This is a genomic window from Gemmiger qucibialis (assembly GCF_027689445.1).
GTDB lineage: Bacteria > Bacillota > Clostridia > Oscillospirales > Ruminococcaceae > Gemmiger > Gemmiger qucibialis.
Window position 1 is genome coordinate 735,454 of sequence record NZ_JAQFEN010000001.1, and the last position, 14,123, is coordinate 749,576.

Annotated in this window: 15 protein-coding genes; 8 read left to right on the plus strand and 7 right to left on the minus strand. The window is 55.4% G+C overall.

Going from position 1 to position 14,123, the window contains the following annotated elements:
- Positions 1-11: 11 nt before the first annotated feature.
- Entirely contained in the window at positions 12-281 is a 270-nt protein-coding gene (locus tag PG062_RS03330) for an ACT domain-containing protein (protein WP_114001159.1), read from the minus strand.
- Between the two features lie 442 nt (positions 282-723).
- Entirely contained in the window at positions 724-1,428 is a 705-nt protein-coding gene (gene epsC, locus PG062_RS03335) for a serine O-acetyltransferase EpsC (protein ID WP_270751127.1), read from the minus strand.
- 315 nt (positions 1,429-1,743) lie between these two features.
- Between epsC and PG062_RS03340 the strand changes: the two genes are divergently transcribed.
- The 7 genes from PG062_RS03340 (at position 1,744) to PG062_RS03370 (ending at position 6,678) form a co-directional block, all read left to right on the plus strand.
- Entirely contained in the window at positions 1,744-2,589 is an 846-nt protein-coding gene (locus tag PG062_RS03340) for an alpha/beta fold hydrolase (protein WP_270751129.1), read from the plus strand.
- On the plus strand, positions 2,586-2,729 hold the full coding sequence (locus PG062_RS03345; protein WP_270751131.1) for a hypothetical protein: 144 nt from the start codon (positions 2,586-2,588) through the stop codon (positions 2,727-2,729). The genes PG062_RS03340 and PG062_RS03345 overlap by 4 nt, the downstream gene beginning before the upstream one ends.
- Positions 2,730-2,761: 32 nt before the next feature.
- Positions 2,762-3,472 carry a C39 family peptidase gene (locus tag PG062_RS03350; RefSeq protein ID WP_270751132.1) on the plus strand — a complete coding sequence of 237 codons (711 nt, stop codon included), beginning with the start codon at positions 2,762-2,764 and terminating at the stop codon, positions 3,470-3,472.
- Positions 3,473-3,848: 376 nt separating this feature from the next.
- Positions 3,849-4,598, plus strand: coding sequence for a class I SAM-dependent methyltransferase (locus tag PG062_RS03355; protein WP_178425352.1), 750 nt, complete (start codon positions 3,849-3,851; stop codon positions 4,596-4,598).
- A gap of 55 nt (positions 4,599-4,653) precedes the next feature.
- Positions 4,654-4,911, plus strand: a complete 258-nt coding sequence (locus tag PG062_RS03360) for a CPCC family cysteine-rich protein (RefSeq protein ID WP_114001244.1) — start codon at positions 4,654-4,656, stop codon at positions 4,909-4,911.
- Between the two features lie 77 nt (positions 4,912-4,988).
- On the plus strand, positions 4,989-5,168 hold the full coding sequence (locus PG062_RS03365) for a hypothetical protein (protein WP_270751134.1): 180 nt from the start codon (positions 4,989-4,991) through the stop codon (positions 5,166-5,168).
- Positions 5,169-5,280: 112 nt separating this feature from the next.
- Entirely contained in the window at positions 5,281-6,678 is a 1,398-nt protein-coding gene (locus tag PG062_RS03370; protein WP_270751136.1) for a Sapep family Mn(2+)-dependent dipeptidase, read from the plus strand.
- Between the two features lie 635 nt (positions 6,679-7,313).
- Here PG062_RS03370 and PG062_RS03375 read toward each other — a convergent pair.
- The 5 genes from PG062_RS03375 to PG062_RS03395 all read right to left on the minus strand — a co-directional run bounded on the left by PG062_RS03375 (position 7,314) and on the right by PG062_RS03395 (position 12,615).
- Positions 7,314-8,312 (minus strand): GGGtGRT protein, encoded by a 999-nt coding sequence (locus PG062_RS03375; protein ID WP_270751137.1) that lies wholly within the window; start codon positions 8,310-8,312, stop codon positions 7,314-7,316.
- Between the two features lie 20 nt (positions 8,313-8,332).
- Entirely contained in the window at positions 8,333-9,034 is a 702-nt protein-coding gene (locus PG062_RS03380) for an iron-sulfur cluster assembly scaffold protein (protein WP_114000086.1), read from the minus strand.
- Between the two features lie 357 nt (positions 9,035-9,391).
- Positions 9,392-11,074, minus strand: a complete 1,683-nt coding sequence (locus PG062_RS03385) for a hypothetical protein (protein ID WP_270751139.1) — start codon at positions 11,072-11,074, stop codon at positions 9,392-9,394.
- 3 nt (positions 11,075-11,077) lie between these two features.
- A complete protein-coding gene (locus PG062_RS03390; RefSeq protein ID WP_270751140.1) occupies positions 11,078-11,245 on the minus strand; it encodes a hypothetical protein in 168 nt (55 codons plus the stop codon).
- A gap of 185 nt (positions 11,246-11,430) precedes the next feature.
- Positions 11,431-12,615, minus strand: a complete 1,185-nt coding sequence (locus PG062_RS03395) for an MFS transporter (protein WP_114000067.1) — start codon at positions 12,613-12,615, stop codon at positions 11,431-11,433.
- A gap of 161 nt (positions 12,616-12,776) precedes the next feature.
- On the opposite strand from PG062_RS03395, the gene hisS reads away from it, so the two are divergent.
- Complete coding sequence (gene hisS, locus PG062_RS03400; RefSeq protein ID WP_270751142.1) at positions 12,777-14,024, plus strand: histidine--tRNA ligase; 1,248 nt, start codon at positions 12,777-12,779, stop codon at positions 14,022-14,024.
- The last annotated feature ends 99 nt before the right edge of the window (positions 14,025-14,123 follow it).

The following is a 14,123-nucleotide window of genomic DNA, read 5'->3' on the forward strand; positions in this document are numbered from 1 at the left end:
CGTGTGCCCCCTTACACCTTGTGCATCGCGTCAAAGACTTCCTGCCGAGTCACAGTGACCTGCATTCCCATCTCCTGGCCCAATGTGTCAAAACGGGCGCGGATTTCGGCCGGTTCGCTTGCGCAGGCAGAGATATCCACCAGCATAATCATGCAGAACATATCCTGCAGGATACTCTGGGTAATATCCTCAATGTTGATGTTCAGCTCGGCACACACGGCACTTACGCGGGCAACAACACCCACGGTATCGTGGCCGATAACAGTGATAACAGCTTTCATGACAGGCACCCCTCTTTATTATCAAAATCACGTTTATTATAGCAGATAATACCGCATTTGGGTAGCACCTGCCCAAATAAAAAGCAGAAAAATTGCGGCAAAGTAAAAAACTCTCTACCCAAAAGTGGGGCAGAGAGCTTGAAATTCTTCTGAGGCAATACCGCATAATTCTAAGTGCCGATACGGCGAGCGAGGTGCGGCAGCTGCTAAGCCAAAAGCGCAGATAATACTGGATGCTGCAAAGGTGAGCGCCGCCAGTGGCGGAAACAGCGAACCGAAGCAGGGGCAGCGGTCGCAGAGTGCGAGGGGCTTTTGCCCCCGAAGCATGATGCGGGTACCGCAACCCGACATTATCGAGCATTTTGGCAACGCAGATGCCGTGCCGCAGCCGCCGGAGCGGTGCTTAAGCCGCTAGGCGGGAATTGTGCGGTGTTGCCCTGAATTATTCTTCTGTATGCGGATCTTGCGGCGGTACACCGTCCATTTCCGGGGCGGCAAAACGCGGTTTGTCGGGCGGGTACTCGCCCTGCATGGCGGCTTCCATGCGGCTCAAGCGGGCTTCCAGTGCGCTGATGCGGTTGCTGAGCACATCGGGCAGCGCCTGCTGGTCCAGGTCGTCCGCCGGGCAGGATTGGCTGCCGCGCACGCGGACCACTTCGGCCGGAACACCGACCGCGGTGGTATTGGCCGGCAGATTTTTGAGCACCACACTGCCCGCGCCGACACGGACATTATCCCCGATATACACCGGGCCAAGCACCTTGGCACCGGCACCGATCAGCACGTTATTGCCCAATGTGGGGTGGCGCTTGCCGGAATCCTTGCCGGTGCCGCCCAGGGTAACGCCGTGGTAGATGGTGCAGTTATCACCGATTTCTGTCGTTTCGCCGAACACGATGCCCATACCGTGGTCAATGAACAGCCGGTTGCCGATCTTGGCACCGGGGTGGATCTCGATGCCGGTCAGGTGGCGGGCCAGCTGGCTGATGAGGCGCGCCAGGAAGAAACACTTGTGACAGTACAAAAAATGTGCGATTTTGTGCGTTACCAGCACATGGAAACCGGGGTACAAAATGATGACCTCCGCCACATTGCGTGCAGCAGGGTCCTTGTCCCGGATGTTTTTTGCGTCTGCCCAAAGTCCCATCCAACTTACCTCATTTCGTTTGTGTCCTATCCCGAATATCCAAGGAAAACACTAGGATATCCTGAATTTTAAATATAGCACAATTTGCAGTAAAACGCAAGAATCAGACGGCGCCTCCCTGCGGTTTCTCCACCGCCCGGCTTTTCCTTATGGCAACACCGCACAATTTCCGCCTGACGGCTTAAGCACCGCTCCGGCGGCTGCGGCACTTAGAATTATGCGGTATTGCCTTATAAAATCTGCGCCCGGCAATGCATTTGCGCCGCAGTTATGCTACAATAGAACCAGAAAACCACACCGGGAGGGATACCAAAAATGACAGAAAAAACTCACGCAGTGCCAAACGGCGTAATCCACTACTGGATGAATGATTTCCAACCGGGGCGGGCGGTGCTGGTGTTCCTGCCCGGCCTGACGGCGGATCACCGCCTGTTTGACAAACAGGTCGAAGCGTTTGAATCCACCTATAACCTGCTTGCCTGGGATGCCCCCGGCCACGGCAAATCCCGCCCCTTTGTGATGGACTTCACCCTGGCGCAAAAGGCCGCCTGGCTGCATGCCATCCTGCAGGCGGAGGGCATCACCGCACCGGTGCTGGTGGGACAGTCGGTCGGCGGGTATCTTTCACAGGCGTACATTCAGGCTTACCCCGGCGAGGTGCGCGGCTTTGTTTCTATTGACTCCGCCCCGCTCAAGCGCAAATACATGAGCGACAAAGAGTTCTGGATGCTGAACCATATGGCCCCCGTTTACAGCGCCATGCCCTGGAAAATGCTGCGCAATGCCGCTGCGCAGGGCATTGGCATTACCGAATATGCCCAACAGAACATGCGCGAGATGGTGGCCCAGTACAGCCGGGATGAGTTCTGCGGGCTGATGAAACACGGGTTCATCATGCTGACCGGGGCCATTGGGGCAGACCTTGGGTACGATATCACCTGCCCCTGCATCCTGCTGTGCGGCGAGCACGACAAAACCGGCGCTACCAAGCGCTACAACCCGATGTGGGCTGCGGGCGAACATCTGCCGCTGACCTGGGTCAAGGATGCGGGGCACAATTCCAATGCCGATAATCCGGCCTTTGTGAACGCAGAAATCGAGAAGTTTGTAGCCGGTCTGCCGGGGTTAAGGACCGGACTGCAAGGGAGACTGACACCATGAAAATCGAACAGCAGGCGCAGACTCGGGCTTTCCTGATTCAATCATTCGGCAGCGTCAGGGTGGGAACGTACACAGCACTGCGGTCGGGGCTGCTTTGCGGTTTCCATTTTTTCAAAAAGCAATCCACAGAAAATCATTGATCCTATGTATCAAATAGTAAGGAGCGAGCCAAATGGAAAAGCGATACGGCATCTTGATCCTTGGCACTTTTGCCTGTGCCGCATGTTTCCTGTTATCCGCCTGCACAGGGCCAGCTGCGGAACAGTCATCCCTTCAGCCACCCTATGACGGGCAGACCCAGGATGCCGATGTCTTTATCGACATGCCGAACCTGCGCCAGTATGGCGGCTACACCTGCGGGACCACCTGCGTGCAGATGGTGATGAACTGGCTGGACCCATACCAGGCCGATTGGAACCTTGCCGCCTATGAGGAAGAACTTGGCACCAACGAGGAAGCCGGAACCCCGCCAGGCAGCATTGTCAGCATTTTTGAGGAAAACGGCGTAACCGTCACGGCAAAGGAGAACCGAACCACGCCAGAACTGGCTTCGGCTCTGTACCAGGGGCACCCTGTGCTGCTCTGCATTCAGGCATGGGCCGCGGCAGAGGATGGCTACAACACCCAAAATTCCGATGATGCGGACACCTATTTGGCCGAGGGGCACTGGGTCATCTGTGTCGGCTACCAGAAGCAGGAGCCGGGTTATGTATTTTACTTTAACGATCCGGCGTGCGTTGGCTATTGCATGATGAGTGAGCAGGATCTGAACAACCGCTGGATCGATATGGATACTGAGGGAAATGTTTACGACCACTACGGCATTGAAATCACTGCGGACGGAACGAGTTATAACCCCGATGGGGTGTTTTATCTGGAATAGGAGGTATTTTCAATATGAAACCATCATCTAAAGCAGTCATGTTTGGATGTATCAGCTTTTTGTTTTCTTATATGGAAATCTTCTATTCGGTGGACTTGTTGGGTCACTGATTCCTGGTGGAGATGACTTTATAAACTCTTATTTTTACCCACTTTATACAACAGTCACACTGTTAATCTCTCTCATTATTTCCTGCACATACTTGATTCTCAAAAAATCAATCTGCTTTTAGACAAAATGGAAGAAAAATAAACTTGTGTTTCGCAAATCGGGATTGACCGAGCTGAAAGAGAAGGATGCTTGTTGCCCGAAAGACAAGAAGATGGAAGTAGAAGAAAACAAAAAATAATTTTTTATATGAAAGGCTGGTTGCAGAATGTCAAAACAAAATATTTATGATAATGATTTATTTTACGAAAACTTCGAGAAAATACGTAGCAAAGAAATCAATTTTAATGATATTATTGAGACACCAATAATATTAGGAATGATACCTGAACTATATAAAAAGAAAGTATTAGATATTGGATGTGGTATGGGGCAACATGCACTTCAATATTCAAAGAAAGGGGCGTTATCCGTTCTTGGAATTGATATATCGGAAAAAATGTTAGCATATGCAAGAAAAAATAATGCTGCCTCTAATATTGAATACAGAAGACTGGCTTTTGAAGAATTGGATGATTTAGAGGAAAAGTTTGATGTTATTACAAGTTCATTGGCTTTTGATTATGTAGAAAATTTTGAAAGGCTTATGAAACAGATTTATAGTCACTTGAATGAAAATGGCAAATGTGTTTTTTCGATGTCACACCCAATAAGTACAGCATATGATGGGACTTTTGACAGATATACCAGAACAGAAACTGGAGAAAGATTATATGCTAATCTACGAAATTACGGAATAGAGGGTAAGCGTGTTATTCATTGGGTAGTAGATGAATATGAACTTTATCATAGAACGATTTCAACATTAATAAATGATATTGTTTCTGCTGGATTTATTATTGAGGAATGTCAGGAATCAAAAGTACCAGAATCAATTAGAGAAAAGCGACCAGATATGTTTGGAGGAGTTATTCATCAGCCAGACTTTATTTTTTTTAGGTGTGGAAAGAAAAATTAATATTTTATCTATGTAAAGAACCCGACAAATTCCAGTTTGCAGAGGTAATCATATCTTGAAAAAATATCAATGTCCTTGTTGTGGATATTTCACCTATAACGTTTCACCAGGCGAAGACTGCGGGTATATTTGCCCTGTCTGTTTTTGGGAGAATGACCCATTCATTGCTTCTAATGATGAACCCAGCGACTCTAACCATGGAATAACACTGAATGAAGCAAAATTCAACTATTTACGATTCGGTGCCTGCGAAGAAGGCATGCTGCGTTATGTCCGTCCACCCCAAAATGATGAAAAGAGCGCTTTGAGATGAGAACATAAAACCTGCCCATATCAAACGTACTGCCATATCGTAACTTTTTTACCACAATCAAATGTAGGAGGTTCCCAATGGAAGACAAAATCAAAGGTATCGCATTGCTATTGTTCGGCATTCTGCTCAGCTGCGCGCAGGATGGACTGAATGATACGATTTTTCCCAGCATGTCAGATATTCCGTTTGCATTTGTCGGACTGTGCGTTGGCATCGCTGGGCTCTGCCTTGTGTTTGGCAAATCAAAGGACAAATAACTGCCATTTTGTCCCCGGCCAGCCTGCTGCTTGCAGTTTGGCCTGTTCGTGTTATAATAGCTGTATACAAATTTGTCTGCCGTACCGGCAGCTGAATCAGGAGGATAACCCCATGCTAGATTCCCGCTGGGCGTCGATTGACGCATTTGCAGAAAATAACCGTGATAACATTCTACGTGATATTACCCGCCTTGTGGCTGTACCGAGCGTTGAGGGCACGCCGGAGCCGGGCGCACCGTTTGGCAAAGGCCCCAAGGCTGCGCTGGACAAAGCCCTGGAAATTGCCGCAGAGCTTGGCCTGGACACCCACAACGCCGAAGGTTACATCGGCTGGGCGCAGACCGGCCCCATTGCAGACGGCCAGAAGTATCTGGCTACCATCACCCACACCGACGTTGTGCCCGAGGGCAACGGCTGGGATGCTGACCCCTACACCGTGCGCGTGCGGGATGGCTGGCTGCTGGGCCGCGGCGTGGCCGACGACAAAGGCCCCAGCATTTTGTGCCTGTATGCCCTGAAATACCTGAAAGACAACGGCGTTACCCTCAAGTACCCCGTGCGAGCCCTGCTGGGTGCCAACGAGGAAACCAACATGCACGATGTAGACTATTTTGCCGCCCACTTTGAGCAGCCCGCTTTCTGCTTTACCCCGGACGCCGAGTTCCCGGTATGCAACGGCGAAAAAGGCGGTTTTGGCGGCGAGCTAGTCAGCCCCGTGCTGGAAAACGGTGTAATCGTTGATTTTGTGGGCGGCGTTGCCCATAACGCTGTGCCCGACCGCGCAGCCTGCACCGTTCGCCTGCCGGAAAGCGCCCTGAAACAGACCGAGGGCGTGACCTTTGAAGCTGGTGAGAACGGCACCACCATCATCCGCGGTTGGGGCAAAAGCGGCCACGCCGCCATGCCGCAAGGCACCGTAAACGCTATTGGGCTGATCGTTACCTGCCTGCTGGAAAGCAAGGTCTGCTCCCCGGCCGAGACCACTTATCTGCAGGTGCTGCACACCCTGCACGCCACCACGGACGGCAGCGCCTTGGGCATTGCCGCCAGCGACGATGTGTTTGACCCGCTGACCATCATTGGCGGCACCATCGAGATGAAGGATGGCCGCCTGCGCCAGAGCTTTGACTGCCGCTACCCGACTTCCACCACCGCGGAGCACCTGACCGAAATGATGACCCAGGTGTGTGGCACCGCTGCCACGCTGGAGGATGTATCTTCCCGCGTGCCGTTCTACATTGCAGCGGACAGCCCGGCCATCCAAACGCTGATCACCACCTACAACGATGTGACCGGCGAAAACAAAAAGCCCTTTACCATGGGCGGCGGTACCTATGCGCGTCACTTCCCGTATGCCGTCAGCTTTGGCCCGGAGCATACCGACATTGAGCTGCCGGAATTCGCCGGTCCCATGCACGGTGCCAACGAGGGCACCCCGTTTGAAAAGCTGATTGAAGCGTTGAAGATTTATATTCTGGCGTTGCTGCGTCTGCAGGAGATTGAGCTGTAATTTGGGGTTGTGCGCTTTCCGGGCATTGTTTTGCGTTTGTTTTAGGCGTTGCGTTTGCCGCACATTTTTAGCAGCTCATTAAACAAAGTTTCGGCGGGGTCAGGTGACCCCGCCCTACTGCTATCTGGGGATTCATAACGCAAATGATAAGGCAACACCGCACAATTCCCGCCTAGCGGCTTAAGCACCGCTTCGGCGGCTGCGGCACGGCATCTGCGTTGTCAAAATGCTCGATAATGTCGGGTTGCGGTACCCGCATCGCGCTTCGGGGGCAAAAGCCCCTCGCACTCTGCGACCGCTGCCCCTGCTTCGGTTCGCTGTTTCCGCCACTGGCGGCGCTCACCTTTGCAGCATCCAGTATTATCTGCGCTTTTGGCTTAGCATCTGCCGCACCTCGCTCGCCGTATCGGCACTTAGAATTATGTGGTATTGCCCTAAAATTTTCTAAGCGGCGCTTCTGCGCCGCGGTTCACCACAATTATTCTTTATTATTTATTCTTTATTCATTAAGAATCCCTCCGCCCCATCTCCAATTCCTACTTCTCATTCCTAATTTCTAATTCAACAAAAGCGCCCGATACAGAAAATCTGCATCGGGCGCTTTTTCAATCGCTAATTAAGTTATTGCTGTTGACTCAGGCGTTTACCTGGGAAGCTGCAACAGCGCAGGCAACGGTCATGCCAACCATCGGGTTGTTGCCGGCACCGATCAGGCCCATCATCTCAACGTGAGCGGGCACAGAGGAGGAACCAGCAAACTGGGCATCGCCGTGCATACGGCCCATGGAGTCGGTCAGGCCGTAAGAAGCCGGGCCAGCTGCCACGTTATCCGGGTGCAGGGTACGGCCCGTGCCGCCGCCGGAAGCAACGGAGAAGTACTTCTTGCCGTTTTCCAGGGCCCACTTCTTGTAGGTGCCTGCAACCAGGTGCTGGAAACGGGTCGGGTTGGTGGAGTTACCGGTGATGGAAACTTCAACACCCTCAGCCTTCATGATAGCAACGCCTTCCAGAACGTCGTTAGCGCCGTAGCACTTAACAGCAGCGCGCTCGCCGTCAGAGTACGGGATGGTCTCAACAACCTTCAGTTCGCCGGTCTTGAAGTCGTAATCGGTCTTGACATAGGTGAAACCGTTGATACGGCTGATGATCTGGGCAGCATCCTTGCCCAGGCCGTTCAGGATAACACGCAGGGGGTCCTTGCGGACCTTGTTGGCGGTACGGGCAATGCCGATTGCGCCTTCAGCAGCAGCAAAGGATTCGTGGCCAGCCAGGAAAGCGAAGCAATGGGTATCCTCATGCAGCAGCATGGCACCCAGGTTGCCGTGGCCCAGGCCAACCTTACGCTGTTCAGCAACAGAGCCGGGGATGGTGAAAGCTTCCAGGCCTTCGCCGATGGCAGCAGCGCAGTCAGCAGCACTCTTCAGGCCGCGCTTGACAGCAATGGCAGTGCCCAGGGTGTAAGCCCAGACGGCGTTATCGAAGCAGATGGGCTGGATGCCGCGGATGATCTTATCGCAGTCGATGCCCTTGGCCAGCAGCATCTCGTTGCAGGCGTCGAGGCTCTCCAGACCGTTGGCCTTCAGGCAGGCCTCGATCTTGGGCATACGGCGATTCTGGGATTCAAAAGTTGCCATAATCTATGTTCCTCCCTCTCTTATTCTTCACGCGGGTCGATGTACTTGACAGCGCCCTGCTCAGCAGAGAAGCGGCCGTAAGTGCCGATGTTCTTCTCGTAAGCTTCCTTCGGGTCCATGCCATGGCGGATTGCTTCCAGCATTTTGCCCAGACGGACGAACTGATAGCCGATGACCTGGTTGTCTTTATCCAGAGCGGTCTTGAGGATGTAGCCCTCGGTCAGCTCCAGGTAGCGAACGCCCTTGGCCTTGGTGGAGAAGATGGTACCGGTCATGGAACGCAGGCCCTTGCCCAGGTCATCCAGACCAGCGCCGACAGGCAGGCCGTTCTCAGAGAAAGCGGTCTGGCTGCGGCCGTAAACGATCTGCAGGAACAGCTCACGCATTGCAACGTTGATAGCGTCGCAGACGAGGTCGGTGTTCAGTGCTTCCAGGATGGTCTTGCCGGGCAGGATCTCGCCAGCCATAGCAGCAGAATGGGTCATGCCGGAGCAGCCGATGGTTTCAACCAAAGCTTCCTCAATGATGCCGTTCTTGATGTTCAGGCTCAGCTTGCAGGTACCCTGCTGGGGTGCGCACCAGCCCACACCGTGGGTATAGCCGCTGATGTCCTCAATTTTATAGGCCTTGACCCATTCGCCCTCTTCAGGGATGGGAGCGGGACCATGCTTCGGACCCTTCGTGATCGGGCACATATTGTTGACCTGTGCGGAGTATTCGATCATAATATTCTCTCCTTTGCATTATTGTCGGAAGCCGGTGCCATTTGCACCGCACAAACATCAGCAAGCCTGCGCGGGGGCTGTGCGTTCCGGCCGTCCATTGTCAAGCTTTTCACAGCTAATTTTATTATACGAGGGTAGTGGCCTTTTTTCAAGATGTTAGTCTTTTCTAACCGTCTGTTTTTGATAAATTTTTCTTGCCATTTTCTGCATATTCAGCAAAACGCCGCCCCGTTTTGCCTGCGGGGCGGCGTTTTTACCAGTCAAAAGAATTCTACAATCTATTCCAATCGGCAGATTGGAATAGAAAGCGGGGCGCAGGAGCGCAGCACAGCCACAGTGCCCCCCTCCTTTGCTTTATCCCATCAGAAAGCCGAACAGCAGCGGCGCAATGCCGCTTGCCACTGCCATGCACAACACAGCAGCCAGCACGGTTTTGGCAAAATACCAGGCGTTCTTAGGCGGCAGCGGTTCCGGCTTTTGCTGCTTTTTGCCGCGGGGCGCGGGGGCGGCGAGCTGCGGCAGCTCCGGGGCTGTCAGGGCCGCCAGCGCACCGAACAGCAGCATAACCAGCGGAAACACCATGGATACCCGGATGGATACCACCGCCTGTGCCAGATAGCTGCACAGCGCCAGCATGACTGGGGCCACGCCGGGAGTGTTCCAGCTCCGTTCCCCGCGCCGCAGGTGGGCCGCCACCAGCAGCAGCCAGGCGGCCAAGCCAAGAATGCCGGTCGTCAGCAACTGTTCCAGATATTCGTTATGCGCGGCATAAAACGTCGCCATGCGGGCTGTCATGGCGTCGCCTGCCCAGGTGGCCACGGCGGTATGCATCATGCCGGGGCCAATGCCCACAATCTTGCGCAGCAGGCTGCCGTCCGCCCAGGTGCCAAACGCAGCGCGCCAGGCCACGCCGCGGTAGGTACCCCAGTCATCGTTGAACACCAGCAGGTTATGCAGGCTTTCCGGCAGGGGCAGGTTTGGCATTGCATTGGCCAGCACAAAGGCCAACGCCCCCACCGCCAGCACAGCAATGGTGATGACCCGCCCCGGCAGGTACAGTGGGGCCTGCGCTGCAATGCCTTTGCGGGCCAGCACAAACAGCACCAGCCACAGCAGCAGGCTTGCCGCCATGCAGGGCAGTGCCACCTGCCACGCACCCAGTTTGGCCAGCAGGGCGGTGCCGCCCTGGGTGTAAACGTTGGCACGCATGTAATGCATCCAGGCAGCCCAGCCGAAGAACGCCGCACTGATGAGCGCCGCACGGCGCAGGTGGCGGGTGGTAAAGTTTTTATGGCAGACCAGCACCATCACCGCCGCGCCGATGCCCAGGGCAAGCGCCTCTGAATCCACAACGGCCAGCGCCAATGCGCCAAACGCTGCCGGAATGCCGGTCCAGACAGCGGTTCTGGTATCTTTGGCGTTCAGGAACTGGTAAAACACAATGGGCAGTGCTACCGAGAAAAAGCAGCCGTTAAAGTCCTTCTGCCCCAGGGTTGAGAAAAACTGTGCGCGCTCCACCACGGCGGTGTCTGCATACGCGCCGATAAGGTCAATGTTAAAGATGTTGAGCACATACAAAACTGCCACAATGCTTGTGGTAATGCCCAGCACCCAGAAAACAAAATCCAGGTTTTCAAGGTCCAGGTAGCTGCGCACAGCCCAGTACCCGGCGGCGGTAAACAGCACCAGCATCAGCCCGCCGTAATAGCCCCCCAGCCCCCAGGTGGACGCCGTGGGCGAAAGCGATATAAAGGTGGAAATCAGGCTAGTGCCTACAAAGGCCAGCACACCCCACAGGGTTACATCTCGTCCGGCGTTGGCGTTGCGCGGGCGGGGCGCACGGGCCCCAATGGCCGTACAGGCCACCAGGCAGAGCAGGAACAAGAGAAACAGGGTAAAACAGCCGGTGAACTTGGTCACACCAAGGTTGGAAAATTTATCAATGTACAGCGGGTACACGCACAGCACCGCGCACAAAAAAGCGGTTGCCGAGGTGCCCGCCAAGCGGTTGATCGCTTGCTGTTGGTCAGAACGCATGGTTCAAATTACCTCCGGGTCTTTTTCCCGCAGGCTTTGCGGCGTGCGGGCAACTGTATAGTGGCAACACCGCACAATTCCCGCCTTGCGGCTTAAGCACCGCTCCGGCAGCTGCGGCACGGCATCTGCGTTGCCAAAATGCTCGATAATGTCGGGTTGCGGTACCCGCATCGTGCTTCGGGGGCAAAAGCCCCTCGCACTCTGCGACCGCTGCCCCTGCTTCGGTTCGCTGTTTCCGCCACTGGCGGCGCTCACCTTTGCAGCATCCAGTATTATCTGCGCTTTTGGCTTGGCATCTGCCGCACCTCGCTCGCCGTATCGGCACTTAGAATTATGCGGTATTGCCTTGTATTATTTTACCCGTTCCCCTGCTGCTTTTCAACCGTTGCTACAGGTTTTACAAATAGGAAACATATCCCGCCCGCCACGGCACTGGCTACCGCCAGCATATGCCGGGCAGGCAGGTCCAGCAGCTGGCTGCCCGCATAACTCAGCAGGCTGCCGGCGCTCATGCCAAGGGCGATCAAGCCATAGTTGACCCCCGCATGGGCAAGGCCGAACAGGTCCGTATTTAAGGCGGGCTGCACCGCCGCGCCGCCGGAGTAAAAGCAGGTCAGCACACAGTAAGCCGCCAGCACCCACCACCCCTGCGCAAAGGCAAACCCGATGCTGCCCGCCGCCAGGGCCGCATACACCCCGTACAAAACTGGTTTGCGGCCCCAGTGGTCACTGGCAGCGGGGCAAAGCAACCGCCCTGCTGCGCTGGCCGCACTGCCCACTGCCACGCACAGGGGCGCCCACTGCTCCGGCAGGCCGCGGTCCGCTGCAATGGTCAGAATCTCCGGGCTGAACAGCAGCATGGGCGGGGCTGCCAGCGCCACCCCCGCAACACACAGGCGGTACTGCGTGGTGCGCACCATCTGGTGGGGCGGCAGGTCGTTTGCCGCTTTTGCGTTTGGCTGGCCGGCGGGCTGGGGTGGATTTTGCAGCACGGCGGCGGATGCCCCACACACCGCCAGCACCACCACACCGAGCGCGGCAAAACAGACACGCATCCCCCAGCGGTTTTCCACAAAACCCACAAAAACGGTTAAAAACGCACCGGAAAGCCCCATAGCCGCACCGCTGACCCCCGTTGCCAGCCCTTTGCGGCTGGCATACCACTTTTGGGCGCAGGCCAGCACCGCCGGGGCCAAAAAGGCGCTGCCTACCCCCGCCGGGATGCTGTACACCAAAAAGAACAACGCCGCATTGCCCTGCGGCACCAGCGCTGCCCCCATGCTGCCGCCGCCCAGCAGCGCGGTACCCCACAGGGCCGCATAGCGCGGGCCGTGCTGATCCTGCACAAAGCCGCCGATAGCACAGCCGATGCCATACCCTGCCACCAGAATGGCAAAGCTGAGCATGGCCTGCCCGCGGGAAAAGCCGTACTGCGCCATGACCGGCTTTTGGAACACGCCCCACGCCGCCGGAATGCCGGTCAGCAGCTGCACGGCGGCACCGGCGGCCAGAATTTTGGGGTTGCCGTTTTGTTTTGGCATGGTGTTCTTCCTCCTTATCCTTCCAGTTCCACACAGTTTGATACAGCTTCAGTATGCCCCGTTTTTGTTGACAAAAAACGCCGGGACAGATATGATAAAGAGGTATATCTTTTGATCTTTCCGCGGGCCGCTGCCCGCGCAGATAATAGGGAGGAACAACCATGAAAACACAGCCGTTGAAGGGCATGCGCGACCTTTTGCCGCGCGAGCAGGCATTGCGTGATTACATTCAGGGCCAAATTTTGGATACTTACCGTGCCGCCGGGTTCCAGCGTATTTCCACCCCCATCCTGGAGGATATGGAAAACCTGGACAAATCCGATGGCGGCGACAACCTGAACCTGATCTTTAAGGTTCTCAAGCGCGGCGAAAAGCTGGCCGCTGCCCTGCGCTCCGGCGATGAAAAGCAGCTTTCCGATATGGGCCTGCGCTATGACCTGACCCTGCCGCTTTCCCGTTACTACGCTGCCAACCGCAACGAGCTGCCCAACCCCTTCAAGGTGATCCAGACCGACCGCGTTTACCGTGCCGAGCGCCCGCAGAAGGGCCGCCTGCGCGAGTTTGTGCAGTGTGATATCGACATTCTGGGCGATTCTTCCCCCAATGCCGAGGTGGAGCTGATCGATGTGACCACTCGCGCTCTGCTGCGCATCGGTTTCAAAGATTTCACTGTCAACATCAACGACCGCCGCATCCTGCGCGCCATGCTGGAAAAGATGGGCTTTGCCGCTGACCAGCTGGATTCCGTCTGCATCAGCTTTGACAAGCTGGATAAGATCGGTGCAGACGGCGTAAAGAAAGAGCTGCTGGAAAAAGAGTTTGACGCCGCCGCTGTGGAAGCGCTGGATGAGTTCCTGCGCGCCGGGGATTTCAGCCTGGACGCCGTGACCGCCCGCGTTGGGGACGAAACCCTGACCGCCGACCTGCGCTATGTCATCGCCACCGCCGAAAAGATTGCCAACGGCCGTTACGGCATTGCCTATGCCCCCAGCCTGGTGCGCGGCCAGGGATACTATACCGGCATGGTGTTTGAAGTGACCTGCCCGCAGTTCAGCGGCGCTGTTGCAGGCGGCGGCCGCTACGACAATATGGTTGGCAAGTTCATTGGCCAGCAGGTGCCCGCCGTTGGCTTCTCCATCGGGTTCGAGCGCGTCTGCGGCATTCTGCTGGAGCAGGATTACCAGATCCCCGGTGCCAAGCAGAAGCTGGCTCTGCTGTATCTGAAGGATGCCGATTTCGCCGCCGTGCTGGCCAAGGCCGATGCCCTGCGCGCAGCCTATGATGTGACGGTTCTGCCCCAGGCCAAAAAGCTGGGCAAGCAGTTCGGCACATTGGAAGCCGCTGGTTACAACGCTATTGCCTTTGCGGATAATGACGACATCAAGGTTCTTGGTCAAAAAGCCGAATAATTAGAATTATTTTTGTGGGGTGTGCCGGTTTTGCGGCGCACCCCGCTTTTTTTGACATCAAGCTGTAACATTCCGGTGCCACTTCCGTGTTATACTGGT